The following is a 23,758-nucleotide window of genomic DNA, read 5'->3' as shown; positions in this document are numbered from 1 at the left end:
AAGAAAAAGGAGTTGACTAGTCGTATGACACTTCGAATGAATCCGTATCTCTATATGGACGGGAATGCTAAGGAAGCCGTTCAATTCTATGAGAAGGCTTTGGATGCCCATGTAATTATGCTTCAAACCTTTGGTGAAATGCCGGCTAACCCGGACTTTCCGCTGCCGGAGAATGCACGGGATCGCGTATCTCACGCTACGCTTCAGGTTGGGGATACGATCCTGATGTTATCAGATACGTTTCCTGGACAACCGGTTCAATCCAGCAATCAGGTTCAGATCTGCATTATGACGGATGCAGCGGAACAGGCGACACGAGTATATGAAGCACTCCGGGAGGGCGGACAGGTTGTCATGCCTCTTCAGGAGACCTTCTGGAGCCCGGCCTATGGCATTGTTGCGGACAAATACGGCATTAACTGGAATATCTCAACGGAAGTAGAAGTAAAAGGCTAGAAGCTGAGCGTCCAAAAGGAAACAATGCAAGAATCCCTAACGGAAAACCGTTAGGGATTCTTCTCATTCCAGTGGAGTGACCACCATTATGATATTCCCGTTGTGGTTAGGCCCGGGTCCCATCCCAGCACTTGTAATAGATTTGGACATGTCCGGTAGGACTTGCTACGAGCGGGTCGATGAATAGTGTCTTGCCGCTTACCTTAAGCTCGATAACCTTCTTGTTCTTCTCGGCAGAGTCCACTTTCACGAGGAAGGAGGAATCCGCCTGAAAGCCATACAGATTAAGGAGTTCGATCAGCAGCTGTGCTGCGTTTTATCGCTGGACATTAGGTAAAAGATTCTATAACGGCCCATGACGCAGATCAAAAATGGATCAATCCAGGCCGGATTCTTTTGCCAACCTGCTGCCTCGCATATCCAGCTTATACCTGTACCACTCCCGCCGCGATCCCGTGGTGTTTACGCACGCTCAGCACTACGCGAAGCAGCTTCCCCAGGCCGTCACCCGGGCATACGAGGGTGACGATCACTATTTCCTTGAAGGCTTGCCCGAGCTTGTAGACGATATCAAGCGTATATAAAAAAGGGACGACATTAGCTGCGCATCATAGATAATCACGCGACTTTCGTAGTTTGTCAAAGGTGCAAAAAAGAGAGCCGTGGCGCACTACCTAAAAGGATTGCTCCAGCGGAGAAGGCGGAATGATTCTGGAGAAGCGACAGCAGTCTCCTGAAAGCTTTCTGAAAGAAAGCTGCATCGTAAGCGTAAACCGCACCCGGATTTCTACATCAGCCCATTCATTCATAGAAATCTGGGGGCAACAGAGATCGGAAGAATCATCCGCATGCGGAGCGATACAAAAAACAGACGGAGCGATGCAAAGATCTACCCACGAATATAGCGATGCTAAGGGAATCAGAAGTTAAGGGGCGCATATAACCTCGCATCAAAAAAAACGACATCAGCTTTTCGCTAATGTCGTCCTCTTTTTTACTTGCTCGCTTTATATGCGCTCAAGAATTCCTTCACCTTCGCCGGGTCGGCTACCAGTTCGTTGCCGGTTTTGACAATCGGGCTGACGGTGGAGTAGGCTTTGATTTTGTTGTTGTTGTAGTAAGTCAAAATCTCATCCTGGTTGATCGAGTAGAGCACCGCTCTTCTCAGATCATCGCTTGTTGCCACATCACGGTTCTTCGTGTTGAACAGCAAGTAGGATACCGCGTTGCTCTCAATGGTTTGCAGTTTCAGCTTGCTGTCGCCTTTAACCACATCGTATTTTGTTTCAGGCACGCCGTAGTACAGGTGAATTTCGCCGCTGCGCAGAGCGGAGAGTGTGCTGTCCGCATCCTTGATGAAGCGCATTTTCACTTGCTCGATTTTCGGCTCGTGCTCTGTACCCTTCATGTAACCAGGGTTTTTGAAGAAGGTCGCTTCATAATCCGTTTTGGAAGACAAGATGTAAGGACCGCTTGCATACAGCGTATTGTTGTACTTGTCGCCTTCGGTTACCGTGTTCTGGTCACCATATGGGATGTCTTTGTTCACATCGAACTTCTCAACGTCATATGTGTTGATCGATTCGACTTGTTTCTTCGATACGATCCCCGCAGATTGGTGAGCCAGGTAGTTCAGTACTTGCGGGAACGGCTCTGTAGTAGTCAATTTGATAACCTGGTATTTACCGTCTTTCGTGCTTGCTTGGTTCTTGTCATTGACCAGGGAAGTGATTTTGGTATCCAAGCCTGCTTCAAGAGCATTCTTAACACTGTCGCCGCTTCCGGATATTTTAGTGTTCTCAAGAACGCTCAGATCCGTTACAGCTTCAACGGTGTTGATGTGCTCGTGAAGCGTGTAGGTACGATGATCAGGTACTGAATTTTTGTCTTTGGCTCTGTTCATGGAGAAGATAACGTCGTCTGCGCCTACGCGTTCGCCGGAATCTTCGGCTTTTTTGTTCGTGATTTTGGCAAAGTTAATGTCATCTCTAAGAATGAAGTAGTACTCCGAATTGCCTTCACCGATGGCATGGTTGTAAGACAGCGAACCTTCGGACGTGATCTTGTCATCATCGGTCAGGTTGATCAGACGTACGTTCATGTTGGTATTGATAATGTTGATGGAACCGTCATTACCCTTGATCGGATCAAGCGAAGTCAGTTCCGAGATCGATTGCGACAGAATCAGCGGCTGCGAAGCGCGCTTGGATTGATCTTTGAAATCAACAGCTTCCCAAGGAAGGGAGCGGGATTTCGAGAGACGGACAGAGTTTTCGTCCAGCACATCCTTGTTGAACGCTTGGCTCTTCAGGGAAATGTACAGCGGAGCGATGTAAGCTTTGTCTGTAACAAGACGTTGTTCCAGTTGTTTGTAGGTCTCAGCAGCGTCTTCAGGCGTTTGTGTTGCTGCTTGGTCGATCAGCTTGTCCACTTCTTCGTCGGACATAATGCTGTAGTCGCCGCCGGTTTTGAACAGGGAACGAACTGCATAGTCAGGGTTGCCTGTCACGGTCGTCCAGCTGGACAGTGCGACATCATAATTACCGGCATCCTGTTGAGCTTTGTAGCTGCCGTAGTCCGGCTGCAGATTCAGCTTCACGTTGAAGCCGTTCTTTGTAAGCTGGTCGCGAATGATGTTGATATCCGATTCGCCGGAGCTCATGCCAAGAAGTTCAATATTCACAGCGGATGTATCTGCTGCTGTATCGGATGGTTCTTGCTGATTTTGCTGTGCATCATCTTTGGTTGTTACGTTGCATCCGGCCAGTACGATGACTAGCGAGAGGACCAGTAACAGCAAGGAACTCTTTTTCATTGTGGATACCCTCCTGAGTTGTAAAAATATATATAAAATATTATTGAAACCAAAGTTAGTGTGCTTTACTTGCTGGAGGTTTAATCCAGCTTAGGATCAAGCGCATCCCGCAGTCCGTCCCCAAGGAAGTTGAAGGACAGCACCAGTGCAATGATGGCAAGGCCCGGATAAATGGCCAGGTAGGAATGCGTCTCAAGGTACGTGCTTCCGATCTTGAGGATATTCCCCCATTCCGGAATGTGCGGCTCAACGCCGAGACCCAGATAACTCAAGCTGCTCGTCGAGATGACGGCTGCACCGATAGTCAATGTGGATTTGACAATCATGGGAGCGAGCGAGTTAGGAACGATATGCTTGAATATAATCGAAAAATTGCTGGAGCCGAAGGCTCTGGCTGCATCAACATATTCAAAGGTGGAGACAAGGAGCACATTCGCCCTCATTGTTCTTGCATATGTCGGTATAGCGCCTACGCTGAGTGCCAGAATGAGATTGACGGTGTTGGCTCCGAATGCAGCAATGATCGCAATGGCAAGCAGGATGCCCGGTATTGCGTACAGCACATCCAGCAATCGCATGATAATGTTATCGGTATGACGGCCATAATAGCCGGAGATGGCACCCAGAACGCCGCCGATGATAACGGGGATCGCCGTCGAGGCAAATCCGACAATCAGCGAAATCCGGGCTCCGAATACGATGCGGGAGAACAAATCCCGGCCGAAGTTGTCCGTACCGAATGGATAAGCAAGGCTTGGCGGCTGCAGAATGGCACTGTAGTTGTTATCAATCGCAATGCTGTAATCGAAGGTGAACAGGCTGCTTACCGATAGACAGAACAGGAAGACAACAAAGAACAGTCCAGACATGGCCGTCTGGTTAGCTGTAAGCTTCACCCACACGTCGCCCCAGCGGGTCATCGCCGGATTGCCGTTCTTGCGTATCTTCGCTAGCAGGTTGATGCCGAGCACCAGGGCAAAAATATTACCCGTCACCGCGGTCAGAATGACCGGAAAGGCAAGCCAGGCCATTTTGGGATGTGCATAATTCGTTGTTACATATCGGGCAACGAGTATAAGCGCGATCAGCTGAATGACTGCAATAATGAGAAGCGCGCCCATTGCCGGCAGGAATGTATTCGAGACGTAAGGCTTGAACAGATTCAGTGCCGATACGGCGATGACAAACAGCTGGGTTAACAGCATATAGACGGCAATCGTATATTCAGGCGGCTTCTGTTTCTTGATCAGATTGAAACCGAAAGTAACGGTAAACAGGTTTCCTGTGACGATGCTCAGCAGCTGGATGTAACCCAGAATCCTCGTGGAGCGCCGGATTTCTCCCTGGCTTCGAAGATCTCTTCGGATCAGCAGCGTAATGATCATCTGAATGATGGTAAAGAGTGCGTACACTGCAAAGGCAGTGAACACCCACGGTTTGATGGTTCCCCCAGTGAAATCAAAGCTGTTCAGCAGCAGGATCACCGTTAAGGTCAAAGATATAACCCATGTGAAGCTGGCTTGACTGTACTCGTGTGAGGATTTCAGCTGGTGTTTGGTTTCTTGTTTAGAAAGAAGCTTCTTGATCATGAGTACACCTGCTTTAGTATTGTTTCATCTTGGACCTGATCCGTGGATCAAAGAACGCGTACAAGATATCAATAATGACATTCACCAGTGAAATGGTAATGGCTGTGTAAACCACGCCGCCCATAATGGCCGGGATATCGGGGATAAACTGTTTATCCACAATGTAACTGCCGATACCGCTGATGTTAAAGACCTTCTCCGTTACGGCTGAACCGCCGAGCATCCCGCCGAACTGAAGTCCGATGACGGTAATGATAGGAATAATGGCGTTGCGGACAGCATGCTTCATTAGAATGGTGCGCTTGCCGAGCCCCTTCGCCCTGGCTGTGATCATATAATCTTCATTAATGACTTCCAACGTCGAAGACCGCGTCATTCTGGCTACCGAAGCGGTGAGTCCCGTCCCGAGTACGATGACCGGCATAATCATGGACAGCCAGTTCTCCGGATTAAAGGTGGCAGGCAGCCATTGCAGCTTGATCGAGAAATTCAGGATAAAGATCAATCCCTGCCAGAAGTTCGGAATGGACAGTCCGAGCAGAGCCACAAACATAAAGGTATAGTCAAAAAACGAATTCGGTCTCGTAGCCGAGATAATCCCGATTGGCAATGCGATCGCAATCGCAATGATCAGGGAGATAACCGTGAGTGTCAGCGTGATCGGGAACTTCCTGGCGATGCTTGACGTGATCTCTTCGTTGCCAGAGAAGGATTTCCCAAGATCGAAATAGGCGATTCCCTTAATATTGTTCCACAGCTGCGTCAGGTACCCTTGGTCCAGACCGTGCATTTTGTTAAAAGCTGCGATCTGCTCCGGTGTTGCCGTCTCCCCCAAAATGTTGGCTGCCGGGTTGAACGGCGACAAGTGGAGGATCGTAAAGACGAGCACCGCCACGCCGAAGATCACGAAGACCGTCATGACGAGTCTCTCCAGAATATATTTCAGGTAGGGATTGCTGTACAAAAAAATAAGGATGTACATCAGCAGGCCCGGAATTAGTGATATAATGAAAAACAACGGATTCTCGATAAGAGAACCAAATGTATCGGCCATGGTCAAACGCTTCTGCTGGTTCAGCTTCAGTTCCTTGCCGGTTCTTTCCTTGAGGACTTCCTGGAACCTGGCTTGAACGATCTTGTCAACTTCCTGCCGAAGCTGCCCTTCATTGACCTTTTGCTTGAAGAAGCCATGCTTGCGCTTCTGCTGCTCCATAATTTCGGTGCGTAGTGCTTCCAAATATCCGGCAGCCAGCATCTCGCTGCGTATGCGGTTCTCAGCCGCAGCGTAGTCATCCTTCTTCCTCTGAACCAAATAAAATAGGAAGACCACGAGATTCACGGGCGCTCCCAATAATAATAGTAGGTATCTATAAGAAGGATTCAGAAGGATCTTACTGTAGGTGCTGCTTATTGAACTTATGAGTCTGTTTGGTCTTGCTGCTTCTGTCCCCCCCATAAGGTGCCTTTCCTCCTTGTTCCAAATTGCATTATTCCGAGTGATATAGTATATTTTATTTTAGCCTATTTTAAAAGTCAATAGATTATAAGAGTTGCAGAGGATATTACCTTTTTAACATAAACGCATAATGGCAGGTGAGCAGAGTTGGAACCGATATTGCAGGTTAAAAATTTGAGTGTAGCCTTTCAATCCCGCGATTCAGAATTCCACGCAGTGCGCGGGGTGAGCTTTGAGGTGAAAAAGGGCGAAACGCTCGGAATCGTTGGTGAATCCGGGAGCGGCAAAAGCGTCACGGCACGCTCGATCATGCGGCTGCTGCCGTCCCCTCCTTCTTATATGAAGGATGGAGAGATCCGGTTCCTGGGCCAGAATCTGGCCGAGAAAACAGAGAAGGAAATGGAGAGTATTCGCGGCCGGGACATCGGGATGATATTTCAGGATCCGATGACGTCGCTTAATCCGACTATCCGAATCGGCGAACAAATATCGGAAAGTCTGGTTAAACACCAGAAGCTGTCCAAGCACGAGGCGAAGAAGCAAGCGCTTGATATGCTGAAGCTGGTTGGCATTCCGAACAGCGAAGCGCGCTACAATCAATACCCGCACGAATTCTCGGGCGGCATGCGCCAGCGGGTCATGATCGCGATTGCGCTTGCGTGCAGACCTGCACTGCTGATTGCCGATGAGCCTACAACGGCACTTGATGTGACGATACAGGCACAGATCCTCAATCTGATGAAGGATATGCAGGAGAGGTTCGGATCTTCCATTATATTGATCACGCATGACCTCGGCGTCGTCGCGGGCATGTGTGATCGCGTGGCGGTAATGAAGGACGGCGTTATAGTAGAGACGGGAACGACGGAGGAAATCTTCGAGAATCCGCAGCATCCCTACACCTTGAAGCTGTTAAATGCGCTTCCGCGTCTGGACGAGAAGAAGAAAGCGAAGCCGGCGCCGATCATCGTGCCGAGTACGGACTATAAGGGACCTCTTTTGGAGGTTAAATCCTTGAAGCAGTATTTTGATATGGGCAAAGGCAATGTCCTCAAAGCGGTGAATGATATCAGCTTTCACATTCAGGCCGGCGAGACCCTCGGGGTAGTTGGAGAGTCCGGCAGTGGAAAATCGACGACAGGACGAGCTATTCTTCGCCTTCATCAGCCGACAGGGGGAGAAGTGCTGTATCAAGGCATGTCCGTTAATCGTCTCTCTCCTTCGGAAATGAAGGCGATGCGGCGCCATATGCAGATGATATTCCAGGATCCGTATGCTTCACTGAACCCGAGATTGAAGGTTGTGGACATCATCGGTGAAGCGCTGGACGTTCACAAGCTGACCGGCAGCAAGCAGGAGCGGAAGAAACGGGTCGAGGAGCTGCTGGATATGGTCGGATTGGATCCGGCCTATGCCACACGCTATCCGCATGAATTCTCCGGCGGTCAACGCCAGCGGATCGGGATTGCGCGCGCGCTTGCGGTAGAGCCGAAATTCATCGTGTGTGATGAGCCGCTCTCCGCGCTCGATGTATCGATCCAGTCGCAGATCGTAAAGCTGCTGGAGGAACTACAGCACCGACTTGGATTAACGTATCTGTTTATTGCGCATGACCTGTCGATGGTCAAGCACATCAGTGACCGCGTTGCTGTTATGTATATGGGCAAAATCGTGGAGCTCGCGGAAAGCGAGGAGCTGTACTCCAATCCGCAGCATGATTATACGAAGTCACTGCTGGCGGCCATTCCGGTTCCCGATCCGAAGATTGAGTCCCAGAAGAAACGGGTGCTGCTGGATGAACGCACCGGTGAGGACAAGTATAATCTGGAGCATTCGGAGCTGGTGGAGGTATCGAAAGGCCACTGGGTGGCCATGCCAACCGGAGCCTGATCGTACAATAATAGAACCTGTCCCGACCGGAGTCGGGGCAGGTTTTTTGTTGAATAAGGAGTATGAAGTTCAGAAGTTTACCACCTTGATCTCGCACAAAAAACTTTTGCTGAAAACTTCCGCTAGATAGATTGAACTAATGAAAAGAAGAACCTCAACGGAGAAGGCGGAATTATTCTGGAGGAGCGGTAGCGGTCGCCCGAAAGCTTTCCAAAGGAAAGCCCGCATCGGAAGCATATACTGCACCCGGATTTCAACCATTTTTAATGGATTGATAGAAATCTGGGGGCAACAGCGATCGGAAGAATAATCCGTATTCGTAGTGATGCTCGGGCTGAGAATCTTTAGTTCAACTTATATAGATGCGGTCTGTCTTCTGAGGAAGGTACGTCGATAGACGTCTTCCTGATTCAACGGGGCATTCCAAAAATTCACTCATAAATCGATGATTTGCATGATTCATTAAAAGGAATTGAGCCCTGTATGGCAAATATGTAATCCTAGGAAGCGTTCTCACGAGAAAATGAGCGTAACGAGTTTCCAATTGTACGTACAATAGCACCATACGGATGAGGAGGAAATGCAATGAATCGTTTGCAGCAAGGGGATGTTGTATTATTTCAAGGGGACAGCATTACGGATTGCGGACGTGACCGGAACTTCTCCGGCAGCTTGGGCAACGGCTATCCGCTATTGATCGACTCGTTGTTTGGCATGAAATTTCCGGAGTTGAATGTAACCTTTTTGAATAGAGGGATCAGCGGAAACCGGGTCATCGATCTGAATGGCAGATGGCAGGAGGATTGCCTGGACCTGAGGCCCGACTGGGTATCCATCTATATCGGAATCAATGACACCTGGCGCCGGTATGATAGCGGAGATCCGACAAGCACCGAGGATTTCAAGTCCGGGTACCGTAAATTGATCAAACGCACCAAAGAGGCGCTGGACGCCAAGCTGGTTCTCGTAGAACCGTTTGTGCTGCCGCATCCGGAGGATCGCAGAGTTTGGCGCGAGGATCTGGATCCGAAAATTACGGCGGTGCGCGAATTGGCAGTTGAATACGGTGCGCTGCTGGTGCCGCTGGACGGCTTGTTCGCTGCAGCGTCGGTGCGACGCGAAGCGGCCTTCTGGGCTCCGGACGGCGTGCATCCGTCACCTGCCGGGCACGGCCTGATTGCGAAGGCTTGGCTCGAAACGATGGGCGTTCGTTTGGATTAAGGCATACACCCTGTAGGTGTAATATGCACTTAAACAGCTTGTCCACTAAAAAGAGCTCGGGCATGAAATGTATGCAGCCCGCAGCTCTCTTTTTTCATAAGAATGACATACAGCTCTGAAATGCAGGCTTGCAGCTACCGATACATATATAAACAAAGGAATGACGTTGAGAAAATGCAAGCTTCCCGAAGGAGGCCTGCCCGAGAGTTAGAAATAACTTTCATTTTTTTTGCCTGCATGGTGTAATGCATTAAAGCGAAAAAATAATAGTTGACGCCTCTGTTTAAATCCTATAGGATTACTTGTATTAATAGTCCTTTTTACGGAAAACAGGGGGAGAGAGAACATGAAAGGCAGTAAACATGTAAGGAAATTAACGGCGCTGGTGCTCGCGTTTATGATTGTCTTAACCGGATGTGCCGAATCAGGCAGCGGCAGTGGTAAGGGAGCAGGCAATCTGGCCGACAAGGTCGAGAACCTGCCGGCAGGCATTGCCGAGAAGGATCCGGTGAAGCTGATGGTGGTTCGCAAGATCGGGGGCGATGATCATACGGCACAATTTTTGGCTGGTGCGAAGCAGGAAGGCGAGGCTCTCGGCTTTAAGGTAGATACCTTCTCGGCGAACGGGGACTCCGCCAAATTCCATGATGCCATCGCGCAGGCCATTGACAGTGATTACGATGGATTTATTATATCGCATGGAGACGATCCTGCATCGGTTCAAGATGTGAAGAAGATCACGGATAAAGGGATTCCGGTTGTCACCTTCGACTCCCTGCCGGAGATCGGAGACATTGCAGGGGTTACGCAGACCTCGCAAGACGATGAGCAGCTCGCGAAGCTTGCGCTGGACAAGCTGGTTGAGGAGCAAGGACCGGATGCTAACATTGCATACCTGTGGGTAGATGGATTCCCGCCGATGGTACGCCGTAATGCAGTCTATCAGGAAACGTTAAAGAACAACCCGGGCATTAAGGAAGTGGAGCGCTTCGGCGTAGCGAGCGACCAGACTTCCCTGGAAACGCAAAATGCGGTATCCGCCATCCTGACGAAATATCCGAAGGGTGAGCTCGACGCGATCTTTGCAACGTGGGATGCGTTTGCGATCGGCGCGGCCAGAGCGCTGGAGGAAGCCGGACGTACCGAGGTTAAGATTTACGGCATCGACGTGTCCAATGCGGACCTGGAGCTGATTCAGAAGAAGGACAGCCCATGGGTGGCTACGGCTGCCGTAGATCCGAAAATGATCGGTGCAATCAATGTCCGTTTGCTTGCCAAGAAAATTGCTGGCGAGGAAACACCTGCTGTTTACAACCTGGAGCCTGTATTGATTGAGCGTTCCGGCCTTGAGGGTTCAACCGAAGCGGTTAACATGGTGAACCTGGCTGATATCATCCCTAGCTGGGGAACGAGCACCGAGTTCGAAGAGGACTGGATGAAGGCACTGAAAGCTGCCAACGGCAAATAAACAGCATTATACCTACAGGCGCTCTTGTCGGTTATCGATAAGGGCGCCCTATCCTATTTGAAGGGAAGAATACACTTGCGAAGCGTTATGGAGACAACAGCCGTCACTTCGACCACTCTGTCGACTGAGGCCCCCTTACTTCAAATGAAGCACATCTCGATTTCTTTTCCAGGCGTTAAGGCGTTGACCGATGTTGACTTTCAGACGACCGCAGGGACTGCCCATGCGTTGATCGGTGCGAATGGAGCGGGGAAATCGACTCTGATGAAGATCCTATCAGGAGCGTACAACCACTACGAGGGAGAAATCTGGCTGGATGGACGCGAGGTACAGATTCGTTCGCCGAAGGAAGCGAAGGATCTCGGCATTCAGATCGTGTATCAAGAGGTGGATACGGCACTCATTCCGAACCTGACCGTCGGGGAGAACATCATGCTGGACCGGACGGTTCATGATATGGGAAGAAGGCACCTGATCCGCTGGAAGGAACTCTATCAGGAAGCCGAATCCATCCTGGCGCGCATGAATATACGGGTCTCCGGCAAAAAGCTGATTTCGGAGCTGACGCTGGCCGAGAAGCAGATGGTCCTGATCGCAAGAGCCGTCTCCAAGCAGTGCCGGATTCTGGTGCTCGACGAGCCGACAGCTCCGCTCAGCCACAGCGAAACCGAGCAGCTGTTCAAGCTGGTGCGCAAGCTGAAGGAGGATGGAGTCAGCATTATTTTCATATCACACCGGCTGCCGGAGCTTTATGAAATCTGCGACGAGATTACCATTATGCGGGATGGCCAGCTGGTGAAAAGCGATCGCATCGCGAATATCGACCAGCCGAAGGTGGTGGAATACATGCTGGGTGCCAAGATGGACCAGCAATTCCCCCGCATCGAGCGAGAAATCGGTCCCACCTGGTTTGAGGTGAACAACATGCTGGACAGCGGCAAAATCAACGGCGTGAATCTCCATATCCGCCAAGGAGAAATTGTCGGTCTGGCAGGACTGGTGGGCGCCGGGAAAACGGAGCTGTGCCGGGCAATATTCGGAGCATCCGATACTTCGACCGGCGAGATCAGACTGGGCGGCAGCAAGCTTCGCATCCGCTCGCCGCATGACGCTGTGCGGCATGGCATTGCCCTGGTGCCCGAGGAGCGCCGCCGCGAGGGCGTGTTCGTTGAAGAGCCGGTGTCCGTTAATTTAACGGCCGCGGTGCTGTCCCATTTTTCCAAATGGGGGTCCTGGCTGAGCTTTGGCAAGGAGAAGCAAGCGGCGCGAGAGATGATTGAGCGTCTCGGGATCAAGACCCCGAGCGAGAAGGCGCGGGTGAGAAATCTGTCCGGGGGCAACCAGCAGAAGGTGGCTATTGGCAAGTGGCTGCTGGTCGATGCGGATGTGTATATTTTTGATGAGCCGACCAAGGGGGTCGACGTTGGCGCGAAGCGGGATATATTCAATCTCGTGGCCGAGCTTGCCAAGCGGGGGAAATGCGTGCTGTACGCCTCAAGCGAGCTGTCCGAAATCGTTGGCATCACTGATCGGGTGTATGTGATGTATGACGGCAGTATCACCAAAGAGCTGACGACGCGGTCATCCCATGAAGAGGAAATATTGCTTTATTGCACAGGAGGCGGGTTGACATGAATACAGCAAGACCTGTTAAGGAGAAGCCGGCGGCTAGCTTCGCATTTGATTTCCTATATAAATACGGCACACTGATTACGGTATTTGTGCTTATTCTCGTCTTCGGCACGGTGGCCGATAACTTTTTGAATACTAGCAATATCATTAACATTCTCCGTTCGATTTCGATTGTTACGATTATTGCCGTGGGCTTGACGGTTTCGCTGGCCGTAGGCGGCTTCGACTTGTCCGTCGGCTCGACGGCCTCCCTGGCGAATGCACTGGTCATATCCATGTTCGTCTGGCATGGGCAAAATATAGGCATCGGCATTGGCCTGACACTGCTGTTCTGTCTCGCTGTAGGGCTGATCAATGCCTTCCTGGTCATCAACTTCAAGATCGATGATATGCTGATGACCTTAGCGACGATGTTTATATTCCAAGGGGTTGCTCTTACGTATACCCGCGGCGCTACGATCTCCCAGAATATGATTCTGCCCAGCGGGGACTTTGCTACCGGCAAAATTCCGGCGGTGTTCGAGAAGATCGGGCAAGTTCCCTGGATCATTGTTATTATGGTGCTGGTTGTCATCGTGGTTCATCTATTCCTGACCTATACCAAACATGGGCGGTATATGTACATGATCGGCGGCAACCGCGAAGCGGCGGCTTTATCCGGAATTCCAGTGAGTAAATATCGTCTGGCTGCGTACCTGGTTTCGGCCCTGTTCGCTGCGATCGGCGGGATCATACTCGGTGCCCGAGTGATGACAGCCGAGGTCAATTCCGGCGGACCTTATCTGATGGATGCAGTCGCTGCGACCTTCATTGGATACTCGGTGTTTGGAGCGGGCAAACCGAATGCACTGGGGACCTTTGTGGGCGCGGTGCTGATCGGTATTTTGCAAAATGGCCTGATCATGCTGTCCGTTCCATATTATGCAATGGATATCGTGAAGGGCTCCGTATTGGCGTTGGCGCTTGCCTTGACTTACTATAAGAAGAGGCATTGATACAGCCATTGTAGGCAACCGCCGCGCTTGGAAGCTGGAACGGCAAGGTTGAGGCTTCACTTACATCACATACACATGTATACTTTCTAAAGACCTTCCCTCCAGTGATCCTGCTGCCAGAGTGGATGGTCTTTTTCCTATAAATCCGGTATGTTATCCATGATTTGGCTATTTAGTTGACGTACGTAACTTTTTTTCATTATCCTTGTAGAAGGCTGATTTTAAATTGTACATACATTCGCCTCTTATAAAGAGAAAGGGGACTCATCATGAAAAAAACAACCTTTATCCAACCGGATCCTCAGACTTGGCTGGACACTTTCCACTTTGAAATTCCGATAAAGATAAGGTACTGCGAGACCGACATGCTGGGTCATGTGAATAACGTCAGTTATTTCATGTATTTTGAACAGGGACGCATTGAGTATTTCGAGAATTTGGGATTAACCGAGGATTTATTCAGTGACAAGACCGTATCGGTTGTTGCGGATCTGGAGTGTCAGTATCTGGCACAGCTGTATTTGAAGGACCCGCTCAAGCTTCATGTCCGGGTGTCAGAGATCGGGCGTTCCTCGATGGATGTGCAGTATGCGATTGTGGTGGACGGTGCCTTAAAGGCTGCCGGACGCGGAACCATTGTGCTCATTGATACGGCGACAGGCAAGAGCACGCCGATTCCGGATTCGGCACGAGAGAAGATTGCTGCATTTGAAGGATGGGTGTAAACGAGTAACGAAATCAATTATGAAGATAAGAGGGGAAGGGATTAAGGATGACCATCCGTTTTGCCATCATCGGCACAAACTGGATTACCGAGCGGTTTATTCAAGCGGCTCTGGAGACCGAGGAGTTTATTCTTGCCGCCGTGTATTCTCGAGCGGAAGAGAAGGGCAAGGTATTCGCGGCAAAGTATGCAGATCCAAAAGTATACACTTGTCTCGAGACGATGCTGCAGGATGATGAGATTGACGCTGTGTACATTGCGAGTCCGAATGCCTATCACGCAGAGCAGGCTGTACAATGCATGAACCATGGGAAGCATGTCCTCTGTGAGAAGCCGATGGCCTCCAATGCGGTTGAAGTGTCTGCGATGATTGAAGCTGCCAAGAACAATAACGTGCTGCTTATGGAAGCCTTGAAGTCGACATTAATGCCGAACTTCAAAATCGTAAGGGACAACCTGTACAAGCTGGGCCCGATTCGGCGTTACTTCGCAAGCTACTGCCAATATTCCTCCCGTTATGATGCTTATAAGCAGGGCACGGTTCTCAATGCATTCAATCCCGAGTATTCCAACGGCTCACTGATGGATCTGGGCATCTATTGCCTGTACCCTCTGGTTACCCTGTTCGGTAAACCGGACTCCGTGAAAGCTTCAGGCTATATGTTATCCACCGGGGTTGATGGGGAGGGGAGTCTGTTGTTATCATATCCGGAAATGGAAGCCGTCATCATGCATTCCAAGATCAGTGATTCCTATGCTCCTGCCGAGATCCAGGGCGAGAATGGAACAATGATCATCGATAAGATCAATCAGCCGTATGATGTGAAGATCCACTATAGAGACGGCACGATTGAGAACGTAACCCAACTGCAAACCCATGAATCCATGTATTATGAAGCTCAGGAATTCATTGATTTATTAAAATGCGGTGAACGGGAAAGTGCAACTAATACGCATGCCAACTCTCTTATTACCGCTGAAATCATGCAGGAAGCCAGACGCCAGATCGGCTTGAGGTTCCCGGCGGACTCCCGGGCAGGTATATGATATTTGTCATACTCCCGAAATGACGTTTATGACTACGACGCACATGACAAACTATTTATAATTAGGTTAGACAAGTGCGTAATGAGATCATAACGTCCTTGCGCTTCATTACGAGGAGGAAGACAACTATGGCTAAGCCCGATAACAAACTGTCCAGCTTGAAAAAGAACGTTGCCCCTTATGAGGAAATTGACACAAAGGCGAGTATAGGTCAGCTTCTTAATACACTGGTTCCCTTAATACTGCTATGGTATGCCGCCTATCTAAGCTTATCTGTATCTTACTGGCTTACCATTCCCATAGCCGTTATTGCTTCGGGGTTTGTTGTTCGGACGTTTATCATATTCCATGACTGCACTCACGGGTCTTTCTTCAAGAATCGCCGGGCGAACAGAATCCTTGGCACGATTACGGGCGTTATTACGCTGTGTCCTTATGAGCAGTGGAAAAACACGCATGCCATTCATCATGCTACGAGCAGCAACCTCGATAAGCGGGGAATCGGCGATATGTGGGTATTAACCGTTGAAGAGTATGGAGCGGCATCCTTTTGGCAGCGTCTGTACTACCGGGTTTACCGTAACCCGATCGTCATGTTTGGCCTTGGTCCCATCGCTATTTTTCTGGTTTCCTATCGTTTTAACCGTAAAGGTGCGAGACGTAAGGAGAAGATCAGCAACTATATAACGAATATTTCGATTGTGGCTTTGTATGCAGTGCTATGCTGGGCGATTGGATGGCAGGCATTCCTGCTCGTTCAAGCTCCGATATTCATGGTATCGGGAATGCTGGGGATATGGCTGTTCTATGTACAGCACCAATTCGAGGAGACGTACTATGAGCATGATGAAGAATGGAGTTATATCAACGCAGCCGTTGAAGGCAGCTCTTATTACAAACTGCCGAAGGTTCTGCAGTGGATCACGGGCAACATCGGCTTCCATCATGTTCATCATCTTAGTCCGAAGGTTCCTAACTATAACCTTGAGAAGGCGCATGAAGCAGCACCTCCTCTTCAAAAAGCAACAACGATTACGCTGAAAACCAGCTTGAAGTCCATTCGCTTCCGTTTATGGGACGAAGAGAAAAAACTGTTTGTAACATTTAAGGATGCACGGCGATCGCTGCGTACGTCAAAAGAATCAGTATTGGAGAAAGCCGAAAAGAACCTGGCAAGCCCGAGACCCAGAGTGCAGGGCGAGTAATTCATCAGCTTGAACCGACGGAAGGTGGGACCCCATGCAGAAATGGTATCAGATATTTCATAAAAGCACGGGGTTAAGCCCGTATGTATGGGTTGTCTTCTACATCCTTCCGTTTTATTTCATCTTCCGGTCGACGTCTACCTATCAGATTGTCATCGGTATTCTGATGATTGTGATGTTTTTTGCCTTCTATGTCTTGTCCTTTCTGTCGAAAGGCTGGGTTGTATATTTCTGGACGAGTCTGCAGATTCTGATATCAATCACGATGTCTGTGGTTTTCAGTTACATCTATTTCTCGTTGTTTCTCGCATTTTTTATCGGGAATATCAGGAATAAGGCCGGTTTTTTCACGCTGTATACCGTTCATCTGATAACGACAGTCATTACGGTCAATTATGGATTGTTAACGCGGAATCCGTTCTTTATAACACAGCTGCCGTTTGTTCTGGTCAGTGTGGTAGGCGTAATTCTGCTTCCCGTGACCAACTATAACCGAAATAAGAATGATCAACTCCAGGGCCAATTGGAGGATGCGAACAAACGGATCTCTGAACTCGTCAAGCTGGAGGAGCGCCAGCGGATTGCCCGCGATTTGCATGATACACTGGGACAAAAGCTGTCTCTCATCGGTCTTAAAAGTGATTTGGCCGGCAAATTGATGACACAAGATACGGCAAGAGCCCAAGCCGAGATCGACGATGTTCGCCAGACGGCCAGAACCGCACTGAAAGAAGTGCGCGAGATGGTGACGCGGATGCGGGGCACCCGGCTTACGGATGAGTTCTTCCGCATTCGGCAAATATTAAAGGCGGCTCAGATCGAGCTGACCTTTGAGGGAACGCTGGAGCCGGATAATCTTTCGTTAATGAATGAGAATGTAATCAGCATGTGCCTGAAAGAGGCCGTGAATAATATAGTCAAACATAGCAATGCAACGACCTGCTCCATTGCGATTGAATCCACCGAAAGCGATCTGGTTGCGAGGGTGAAGGATAATGGAACGGGATTTGTGACGGATACGAAGAATCGCGGTAATGGGCTGCGAGGCATGAGAGAGCGGCTTGAGTTCGTGAATGGAAGCATGGAGTTCACTTCTGGCGAGGGTACAACGCTTGTCCTTCGAGTACCTACTGTGCTCAGACTGCCGGATAAGGAGGCGGGAATATGATCAGAATTGTCATTGCCGAAGATCAGCGGCTGCTGCTTGGAGCTCTGGCCTCACTGCTTGATCTGGAGGAAGATATGCAGGTGGTTGGAACGGCGGGCAATGGGAAGGATGCCGTAAAGCTCGTCAAACTTCATAGACCGGACATCTGTATCATGGACATTGAGATGCCCATGATGAACGGGCTTGAGGCGGCCGAAGAGTTGAAGGGTTATGGCTGTAAGGTTATGATCTTGACGACTTTTGCCCGGCCCGGGTATTTCGAGCGTGCCGTGAAGGCAGGTGCTAACGCGTATCTGCTTAAAGACAGCCCGAGCGAGGAATTGGCTGCATCCATTCGCAGCATTATGGCAGGCAGACGGATATATGCCTCGGAGCTGGTGGACGAAGCCTATTCCGGTGAAGAGAATCCGCTGACGGAACGGGAAAAGGAAGTTCTCAGTCTCATTGCAGACGGCAAGAACACCAAAGAAATCGCCACCCAGCTATTCATTACAACAGGGACGGTTCGTAATTATATTTCCGTTATTCTGGATAAGCTTGGCGTCAGCAACCGGATTGAGGCGATTACCCGCTTTAAGGAAAAAGGCTGGTTTAAATAAATACGAAAATGACAGAAGCCCCGTGGCACTAGCCATGAGGCTCTTTTTTTTCTGTTCGAAAAGGATATCGGTTGTAGAGATGCGTGGCTAAGTGTAGATACATGGATTTTTTTACCTGTTGTATCATGCATAATAATGTATATTTATTCATTATTGCAGGATTGTTTGTGATTTTCGGATAGAATTTATATTTAATGGAAACAATGAAATAACTAATCAAATAATGAGATTTATTATGAGCTCGAACATAATGATCTAAATCGGAGTCAACCAAAGAATATGGATGCATTTTTGTAAATGTATGCATTTTTATGTATAATAGAAATGATTGCCAGTAATAAAATTTGAGGAGGAGGAGGTCTTCTATGGATCATATGATGTTTGAGGTTGGAACTGCTCTGATTCTGGTTGCTATAGCCTCTGCGATTGCCGGAAAACTCAAGTTCTCAATTATACCATTCTTGATTGTGCTGGGGATGCTTGTAGGGCCACATGCACCAACGATAGGTATTCTGGATTTTAAGTTTATCGAGAGCCAGGGAATCATTGATTTTCTGGGGCAGATGGGTATCCTATTCTTGCTATTTTATCTCGGCCTTGAATTCTCCGTTCAAAAATTGATCAAATCTGGACGAAACATTGTGGTAGGCGGAACCGTATATGTAGTATTGAACTTTGTACTGGGTCTTGCTTACGGATTCCTGATCAATATGCCACTGTATGAGACGTTGATCATCGCAGGAATGTTGTCTGTTTCTTCCAGTGCGATTGTGGCTAAGGTACTGGTAGATCTGCGACGCACCGGTAATGCGGAGACGGAGCTTATTCTCGGTATGATTTTGTTCGATGATATTTTCCTTGCCGTGTTCTTGTCGATCATGTCTGGACTGCTGTTAGGCGGGGCGACATCGGTAGGAGCAACGATCATCTCGGTTTGTATTTCCATTGGCTACATGCTGTTGTTCTTTGTCATTGCGAGAAAAGGCCCGCCTATACTTAACAAATTGCTGAATATTACGTCCAGCGAGATTTTCATTATTGTTGTTTTCTCAACGATGTTCTTTATTGCCGGGTTCTCAGAGACCCTGCACGTAGCCGAAGCGATCGGTGCGCTGTTGTTTGGACTAGCTCTATCCGAGACGGAGCATAGCGAGCGGATTGAGCAGCTGGTTATTCCTTTCCGTGATTTTTTTGGGGCAATATTCTTCTTCAGTTTTGGTCTTGGTATCGATCCGACCACCCTGGGAAATGCGTTATGGCTGGCACTTGGCGCCGTGGTGCTGACCATTATCGGCAACCTCGTTGCTGGTATGATCGCGGGACGCAAGGCTGGACTGTCGCATAAGTCGTCGCTTAACATCGGGTTGACTATTATGGCACGGGGCGAGTTTACGATTATCGTTGCCAATCTGGGACTCGCGGGCGGACTGTCCGCAATGCTGAAACCATTCTCTGCGCTCTATGTTCTGATTCTCGCGATTCTTGGGCCTCTTCTAGCGAAAGAATCAAAACGCGTGTACCGTGGAATGAATCAATTATTCAAATGGACCGATCCTGTGGAGAAAGTGAAAAAAAGGAAAGCATAAGGACGACCGAGATGATTTACTTTCTCCCAACTAATCTATATAATCTAGAGATTGAATTAACCCAGAACGGAGGATTTACACATGAGTATTATTCGCGAATCTGATCTGCCGGGTATCGGGAAGAAGTTCCTTATTCAGGCGAGATCAGGGGATAAGCTGGTTGTTGTTATACATGACGACGGCCGAAGAGAGCTGTACCACTTTGAAGATGACAATCCTGAGGAGAGCATCTCCCAGATTACCTTAGAAGATGACGAGGCTAGACAAATCGCCGGGATTATTGGCGGCATGACGTATAAACCGAAAGCATTGGAGACCATTGAGGTGACACTGGAGGATCTGATCATCGAATGGGCACGAATTGAGCCGCATTACAAATGCGTGGGACAATCCATTGCGGGGCTACAGGTTCGTCAACGTACAGGTGCTAATGTATTAGCGATTGTGAACAAGAAAGAGCAGAGAATCAATCCGGGTCCGGACGATATCCTGACAGCGGGATCGACATTGGTGCTTGCGGGAGAGCGTAAACAGATCAAGCAGTTGAAAGAGCTGCTGGTCAACGGTTAATAGCGATAAGATTCACTGATCGGTGATGACCATATCCGAATATGGACAGCAAGCTTCTCCTGGTGAGAGGCTTGCTTTTTTTTGATGCATAAGAAATATGCTTCCATATTTCAGCGGGATAATATAGGTGCAATTTGAAATTCTCCACGAAATGCTCTATCGTTGATAGTGAGGCTATCATTTTGATGAAAGAAGGCGCATACAGCATGAGACTCAAGGATAAAGTAGCTATAATTACAGGTGGTGCCGGAGGCATCGGCAGCGGCATGGCTTTTGCCATGGCTAAGGAAGGCGCTAAGGTTGTGATTGTGGACGTGAATGAGGAGAAAGGGCGTGAAACGGAGAAAAGACTGAAAGAGTTCAGTGATTCGATGTTTATCAACGGTGATATTACCCATAAATCCTCGATTCAGAGTATTGTTGATGATGTTATGAAAACTTATGGCAAACTCGACGTTCTCGTTAACAATGCACATGTATCCAAGCAGGTACCTATCGTGGATACAACCGATGACGTGATGGCGTTGTCGTTTGATACCGGTTTTTATCCGACGTTTTATTTTATGCAGACGTGTTATCCTCATCTGAAGGCAACTCGGGGCAAAGTGATTAATTTTGCATCCGGTGCCGGTCTGTCGGGCATGGTGAACCAAGCCTCCTATGCCGCAGCAAAAGAAGCCATTCGCGGGCTGTCCCGCGTGGCCGCCAACGAATGGGGAGCCGACGGCATCAACGTCAATCTGATCAGTCCCATTGCACTGACGCCGGGCGTTGAGCAGTGGAGCAAGGCATTCCCGGAAGAATACCAAGGCATGGTCGATAAAATTCCGCTGAAAAAAATGGGGGATCCCGAGCAGGATATCGGACGCGTGGCCGTTTTTTTGGCAAGCTCCGATTCCGACTACGTGACGGGTCAAACACTGATGGTAGATGGCGGTTCAATCATGCTGAGATAATAGGGAATTTCTCTCTCAAAAAAAGAGCGCACAAGGGCCTTGTCCCTTGTGCGCTCTTTGTGTTTAATGGCAGGCTGATATGGGGTATGGATATCCGGAGGATAAAAGATAGTGGTTCGACTTCTCTTATCTTCGGGCTATCATCATAAACCGCGCGGCATTCGTCCGAATTCCCCGATCGGTGCGATGGTCGCTGATAAACTGCTGAAGGATACGGAAATCATCTTCCTCCTGACCGAATCGAGGAATGATGGGTGTGTGCTTCAGCAGAAAGATCAGGTCCTCCTCGCGCTCGTAGTACTCGACTGCATCATATTCGGCATAATGAATATTGCGAAATCCGGCAAGCTGGAGTTCCTTCGTATACTGTTCCTTCAGGCTGCCGTCCGGACGAAGGGATTGTCCTCTTCCAAAGGCCTGTACCAGATTGGCTTTATCACACTCGCGAACCTGCTGCGTCAGAAATACGCCATCCTCCATCAGGACTCTGGCAGTTTCGGATGCGTGGAAAGGGGAATGCCGACATGAGATGATATTGAAAAATTCCGAAGGGAATGAGAGCGACTCAGCTTCCATCTGTGCAAAGCGTACATTGGAAATCGCGGTCCGCTGCATATTCCGCCGGGCGGTTTCAACCATGGTGTGGGAAAGATCGATCCCAACCAGCAATGCTGCGTGGGAGGCGATAGACGACAGGCTCTCTCCGCCGCCAGTACCGATATCAAGCAGAACATCGGAAGCTGTGCATAATCGACTGACCTGATCATAGAAATCCCATTCCACGCCTTCTGAAGAACATCTGATCTGGCTGAAGTCCCAGCCGTTCAAGGCTCCTACGGTATCATAAAATTGCTTGTACTCCTGTGAATTCATATATATGAACCACCTTCCATATTCCCATTTTACCCCGATTGGAAAGATAATTTAATTGTAAGTCCAAGGATTTCATGCAATCAAGAAGAATTATGTTAGGAGAAGGGACCAGAATCTTAAGTAATTGTTAAGGATTTGGAAGTATAGCGTTAAGAACTGTCCTATATACTTTATGAATCCGTTTCGTCTAACACACGAAAATAACCGGACTTCAGATGAGAGGGTAATTCTATGAACAAAACGAATGTATTGCCAAGGGAGCGTCTTCCCGAACTGCAGCTGGTACGCGCATTTGCCATTCTCGGCGTCCTGTCCGTTCACTCTACGTCGTATGCGGTGTCCGCCATGACGGAGTCCAAGTATTTTTTTATCTACAATTTCATGAATATCTTTATGAAGTACGGAACGCCTACGTTTATATTTTTGAGCAGTCTGGTCCTCTTCTACAATTACTATGATCGTCCCACGACGAAGAAGCTGATTGGCGGGTTTTACAAAAAAAGACTGTTATATATTATCATTCCTTACACGCTCTTTTCGGTGTTCTACTTCGTGCTGCTTCACTACCTGTATTATCAAGGCAGACCGTTTGGCGACACGATGGAGAGTTTTGTCCAGAAGCTGCTGACCGGCAAAGCCTATACGCATCTATATTTTGTCTTTATCAGCATTCAGTTTTACGCACTGTTTCCGCTTGCTCTGTGGTTGTTCAAGAAACTGCCGTCGCTTGCGAAATGGGCGATACCGATTGGACTGGTCATCCAGTGGACGTTTATACTTATGAATAAGTATTATTGGCAGGTACCGAATAAGGGAAGCTGGGCGTTGTCCTACATGGCCTATTTCATGCTGGGAGCTTTTATCGGCATCTATTATCCGAAACTGAAAGCCTGGATTGTGATCAGCCGTGCGAATGTTACGCCATACCGCGTTACGGCTTGGGTGATGTTGTGGGTAATGTGGGCTGCTGCGGGTCTTGGTCATGTCTACATTTATTACAACAATCGTCTGCACGGAACGAGTTATAATTCTACGCTGTACGAGTTGATGTGGAATGCACATACCTATTTGGGGGCGCTGGTGCTGCTCCAGCTTGCTATTCTATTTTATCGGATCGGGGTTCGTGGCTGGACACCTGCGCTGGAGAGACTGGGGGCCATTTCTTTTGGAATCTATTTAATTCATCCGTTCTTCCTGCTCATCTACCGTGAATTCCCGCTTGCCACGGGGAGCTCGATTATTACCCATCTGTGGTATGCCGGGGGTTTTGCAGCCGCATTAGGCTTCTCATGGATCGTTGTCGAGCTTACGGTGCGCTATATACCAGGCTCTTGGGTAATATTCGGCAATATTCCGAAATCGAAGAAATTCGTCAAGCCTGCCGATCAACCTGCCGTGCCGCTCTCTGGTTCATAGTTCGCTTCGCAGCAGCCAGGACGTATGCCAAGCGAGGGCACGGCTGTCTAACATCAGGATAGAAACTGCCGCGCAGCGCGGTTCGACTGCAC

21 protein-coding genes are annotated in these 23,758 nt (G+C 49.0%); 16 read left to right on the top strand and 5 right to left on the bottom strand.

Annotation, left to right across the window (positions count from 1 at the left end; genetic code table 11):
- Window positions 1–24: 24 nt before the first annotated feature.
- Window positions 25–456 carry a VOC family protein gene (locus B9D94_RS23200; protein ID WP_036641072.1) on the top strand — a complete coding sequence of 144 codons (432 nt, stop codon included), beginning with the start codon at window positions 25–27 and terminating at the stop codon, window positions 454–456.
- A 106-nt stretch (window positions 457–562) separates the two neighbouring features.
- On the opposite strand, the gene B9D94_RS23195 is transcribed toward B9D94_RS23200, so the two are convergent.
- Window positions 563–706, bottom strand: a complete 144-nt coding sequence (locus B9D94_RS23195) for a hypothetical protein (RefSeq protein WP_253806019.1) — start codon at window positions 704–706, stop codon at window positions 563–565.
- Between the two features lie 121 nt (window positions 707–827).
- Between B9D94_RS23195 and B9D94_RS23190 the strand changes: the two genes are divergently transcribed.
- Window positions 828–1,040 carry a hypothetical protein gene (locus B9D94_RS23190; protein ID WP_253806018.1) on the top strand — a complete coding sequence of 71 codons (213 nt, stop codon included), beginning with the start codon at window positions 828–830 and terminating at the stop codon, window positions 1,038–1,040.
- Window positions 1,041–1,450: 410 nt separating this feature from the next.
- Here B9D94_RS23190 and B9D94_RS23185 read toward each other — a convergent pair whose 3' ends face one another.
- The 3 genes from B9D94_RS23185 to B9D94_RS23175 form a co-directional block, all read right to left on the bottom strand.
- Complete coding sequence (locus tag B9D94_RS23185; RefSeq protein WP_076152198.1) at window positions 1,451–3,271, bottom strand: ABC transporter substrate-binding protein; 1,821 nt, start codon at window positions 3,269–3,271, stop codon at window positions 1,451–1,453.
- Between the two features lie 80 nt (window positions 3,272–3,351).
- The gene (locus B9D94_RS23180) at window positions 3,352–4,860 is read right to left on the bottom strand and encodes an ABC transporter permease (RefSeq protein WP_148248069.1); all 1,509 of its coding nucleotides are present in this window, start codon (window positions 4,858–4,860) and stop codon (window positions 3,352–3,354) included.
- A 13-nt stretch (window positions 4,861–4,873) separates the two neighbouring features.
- Complete coding sequence (locus tag B9D94_RS23175; protein WP_006208510.1) at window positions 4,874–6,316, bottom strand: ABC transporter permease; 1,443 nt, start codon at window positions 6,314–6,316, stop codon at window positions 4,874–4,876.
- Window positions 6,317–6,463: 147 nt separating this feature from the next.
- On the opposite strand from B9D94_RS23175, the gene B9D94_RS23170 reads away from it, so the two are divergent.
- The 13 genes from B9D94_RS23170 (at window position 6,464) to B9D94_RS23110 (ending at window position 21,377) form a co-directional block, all read left to right on the top strand.
- On the top strand, window positions 6,464–8,206 hold the full coding sequence (locus B9D94_RS23170; RefSeq protein ID WP_006208511.1) for an ABC transporter ATP-binding protein: 1,743 nt from the start codon (window positions 6,464–6,466) through the stop codon (window positions 8,204–8,206).
- Window positions 8,207–8,791: 585 nt separating this feature from the next.
- Window positions 8,792–9,427, top strand: a complete 636-nt coding sequence (locus B9D94_RS23165; protein ID WP_063478749.1) for an SGNH/GDSL hydrolase family protein — start codon at window positions 8,792–8,794, stop codon at window positions 9,425–9,427.
- A 346-nt stretch (window positions 9,428–9,773) separates the two neighbouring features.
- A complete protein-coding gene (locus B9D94_RS23160; RefSeq protein ID WP_006208513.1) occupies window positions 9,774–10,895 on the top strand; it encodes a sugar ABC transporter substrate-binding protein in 1,122 nt (373 codons plus the stop codon).
- 144 nt (window positions 10,896–11,039) lie between these two features.
- Entirely contained in the window at window positions 11,040–12,530 is a 1,491-nt protein-coding gene (locus tag B9D94_RS23155) for a sugar ABC transporter ATP-binding protein (RefSeq protein WP_148248847.1), read from the top strand.
- Complete coding sequence (locus B9D94_RS23150) at window positions 12,527–13,522, top strand: ABC transporter permease (RefSeq protein WP_006208514.1); 996 nt, start codon at window positions 12,527–12,529, stop codon at window positions 13,520–13,522. Before B9D94_RS23155 ends, B9D94_RS23150 begins: the two co-directional genes overlap by 4 nt.
- Window positions 13,523–13,791: 269 nt before the next feature.
- The gene (locus B9D94_RS23145) at window positions 13,792–14,247 is read left to right on the top strand and encodes an acyl-CoA thioesterase (protein ID WP_036641080.1); all 456 of its coding nucleotides are present in this window, start codon (window positions 13,792–13,794) and stop codon (window positions 14,245–14,247) included.
- Window positions 14,248–14,294: 47 nt separating this feature from the next.
- The gene (locus B9D94_RS23140; RefSeq protein ID WP_006208517.1) at window positions 14,295–15,293 is read left to right on the top strand and encodes a Gfo/Idh/MocA family protein; all 999 of its coding nucleotides are present in this window, start codon (window positions 14,295–14,297) and stop codon (window positions 15,291–15,293) included.
- A gap of 128 nt (window positions 15,294–15,421) precedes the next feature.
- Entirely contained in the window at window positions 15,422–16,498 is a 1,077-nt protein-coding gene (locus tag B9D94_RS23135) for a Delta(5) desaturase DesA (RefSeq protein WP_006208518.1), read from the top strand.
- Between the two features lie 34 nt (window positions 16,499–16,532).
- Window positions 16,533–17,666 carry a sensor histidine kinase gene (locus B9D94_RS23130; RefSeq protein WP_036641083.1) on the top strand — a complete coding sequence of 378 codons (1,134 nt, stop codon included), beginning with the start codon at window positions 16,533–16,535 and terminating at the stop codon, window positions 17,664–17,666.
- Window positions 17,663–18,265: a response regulator transcription factor gene (locus B9D94_RS23125; RefSeq protein WP_006208520.1), complete on the top strand. Its 603-nt coding sequence runs from the start codon at window positions 17,663–17,665 to the stop codon at window positions 18,263–18,265. The genes B9D94_RS23130 and B9D94_RS23125 overlap by 4 nt, the downstream gene beginning before the upstream one ends.
- 365 nt (window positions 18,266–18,630) lie before the next feature.
- Window positions 18,631–19,851 (top strand): cation:proton antiporter, encoded by a 1,221-nt coding sequence (locus tag B9D94_RS23120; RefSeq protein ID WP_036641084.1) that lies wholly within the window; start codon window positions 18,631–18,633, stop codon window positions 19,849–19,851.
- Window positions 19,852–19,932: 81 nt separating this feature from the next.
- On the top strand, window positions 19,933–20,421 hold the full coding sequence (locus B9D94_RS23115) for a cation:proton antiporter regulatory subunit (protein WP_006208523.1): 489 nt from the start codon (window positions 19,933–19,935) through the stop codon (window positions 20,419–20,421).
- Between the two features lie 206 nt (window positions 20,422–20,627).
- Entirely contained in the window at window positions 20,628–21,377 is a 750-nt protein-coding gene (locus B9D94_RS23110; RefSeq protein ID WP_006208524.1) for an SDR family NAD(P)-dependent oxidoreductase, read from the top strand.
- Window positions 21,378–21,503: 126 nt separating this feature from the next.
- Here B9D94_RS23110 and B9D94_RS23105 read toward each other — a convergent pair whose 3' ends face one another.
- Window positions 21,504–22,250 carry a class I SAM-dependent methyltransferase gene (locus B9D94_RS23105; protein ID WP_148248068.1) on the bottom strand — a complete coding sequence of 249 codons (747 nt, stop codon included), beginning with the start codon at window positions 22,248–22,250 and terminating at the stop codon, window positions 21,504–21,506.
- 231 nt (window positions 22,251–22,481) lie between these two features.
- Between B9D94_RS23105 and B9D94_RS23100 the strand changes: the two genes are divergently transcribed.
- Complete coding sequence (locus B9D94_RS23100) at window positions 22,482–23,666, top strand: acyltransferase (RefSeq protein ID WP_148248067.1); 1,185 nt, start codon at window positions 22,482–22,484, stop codon at window positions 23,664–23,666.
- Window positions 23,667–23,758 lie beyond the last annotated feature (92 nt).

This window comes from Paenibacillus sp. Cedars (assembly GCF_003184205.1).
Taxonomy (GTDB): Bacteria; Bacillota; Bacilli; order Paenibacillales; family Paenibacillaceae; genus Paenibacillus_AQ; species Paenibacillus_AQ glucanolyticus.
The sequence above is the reverse complement of the archived record's forward strand: the minus strand, read 5'-3'. Positions and strand labels throughout refer to the sequence as shown.

Bases quoted from the DNA above. Each gene is read 5' to 3' on its own strand.
- B9D94_RS23145 (WP_036641080.1), top strand. From the start codon at position 13,792: ATGAAAAAAACAACCTTTATCCAACCGGATCCTCAGACTTGGCTGGAC.
- B9D94_RS23155 (WP_148248847.1), top strand. From the start codon at position 11,040: ATGAAGCACATCTCGATTTCTTTTCCAGGCGTTAAGGCGTTGACCGAT.
- B9D94_RS23125 (WP_006208520.1), top strand. From the start codon at position 17,663: ATGATCAGAATTGTCATTGCCGAAGATCAGCGGCTGCTGCTTGGAGCT.
- B9D94_RS23180 (WP_148248069.1), bottom strand. From the start codon at position 4,860: ATGATCAAGAAGCTTCTTTCTAAACAAGAAACCAAACACCAGCTGAAA.
- B9D94_RS23140 (WP_006208517.1), top strand. From the start codon at position 14,295: ATGACCATCCGTTTTGCCATCATCGGCACAAACTGGATTACCGAGCGG.
- B9D94_RS23120 (WP_036641084.1), top strand. From the start codon at position 18,631: ATGGATCATATGATGTTTGAGGTTGGAACTGCTCTGATTCTGGTTGCT.
- B9D94_RS23190 (WP_253806018.1), top strand. From the start codon at position 828: ATGGATCAATCCAGGCCGGATTCTTTTGCCAACCTGCTGCCTCGCATA.
- B9D94_RS23160 (WP_006208513.1), top strand. From the start codon at position 9,774: ATGAAAGGCAGTAAACATGTAAGGAAATTAACGGCGCTGGTGCTCGCG.
- B9D94_RS23185 (WP_076152198.1), bottom strand. From the start codon at position 3,271: ATGAAAAAGAGTTCCTTGCTGTTACTGGTCCTCTCGCTAGTCATCGTA.
- B9D94_RS23105 (WP_148248068.1), bottom strand. From the start codon at position 22,250: ATGAATTCACAGGAGTACAAGCAATTTTATGATACCGTAGGAGCCTTG.
- B9D94_RS23115 (WP_006208523.1), top strand. From the start codon at position 19,933: ATGAGTATTATTCGCGAATCTGATCTGCCGGGTATCGGGAAGAAGTTC.
- B9D94_RS23135 (WP_006208518.1), top strand. From the start codon at position 15,422: ATGGCTAAGCCCGATAACAAACTGTCCAGCTTGAAAAAGAACGTTGCC.
- B9D94_RS23150 (WP_006208514.1), top strand. From the start codon at position 12,527: ATGAATACAGCAAGACCTGTTAAGGAGAAGCCGGCGGCTAGCTTCGCA.
- B9D94_RS23175 (WP_006208510.1), bottom strand. From the start codon at position 6,316: ATGGGGGGGACAGAAGCAGCAAGACCAAACAGACTCATAAGTTCAATA.
- B9D94_RS23165 (WP_063478749.1), top strand. From the start codon at position 8,792: ATGAATCGTTTGCAGCAAGGGGATGTTGTATTATTTCAAGGGGACAGC.
- B9D94_RS23200 (WP_036641072.1), top strand. From the start codon at position 25: ATGACACTTCGAATGAATCCGTATCTCTATATGGACGGGAATGCTAAG.
- B9D94_RS23130 (WP_036641083.1), top strand. From the start codon at position 16,533: ATGCAGAAATGGTATCAGATATTTCATAAAAGCACGGGGTTAAGCCCG.
- B9D94_RS23110 (WP_006208524.1), top strand. From the start codon at position 20,628: ATGAGACTCAAGGATAAAGTAGCTATAATTACAGGTGGTGCCGGAGGC.
- B9D94_RS23100 (WP_148248067.1), top strand. From the start codon at position 22,482: ATGAACAAAACGAATGTATTGCCAAGGGAGCGTCTTCCCGAACTGCAG.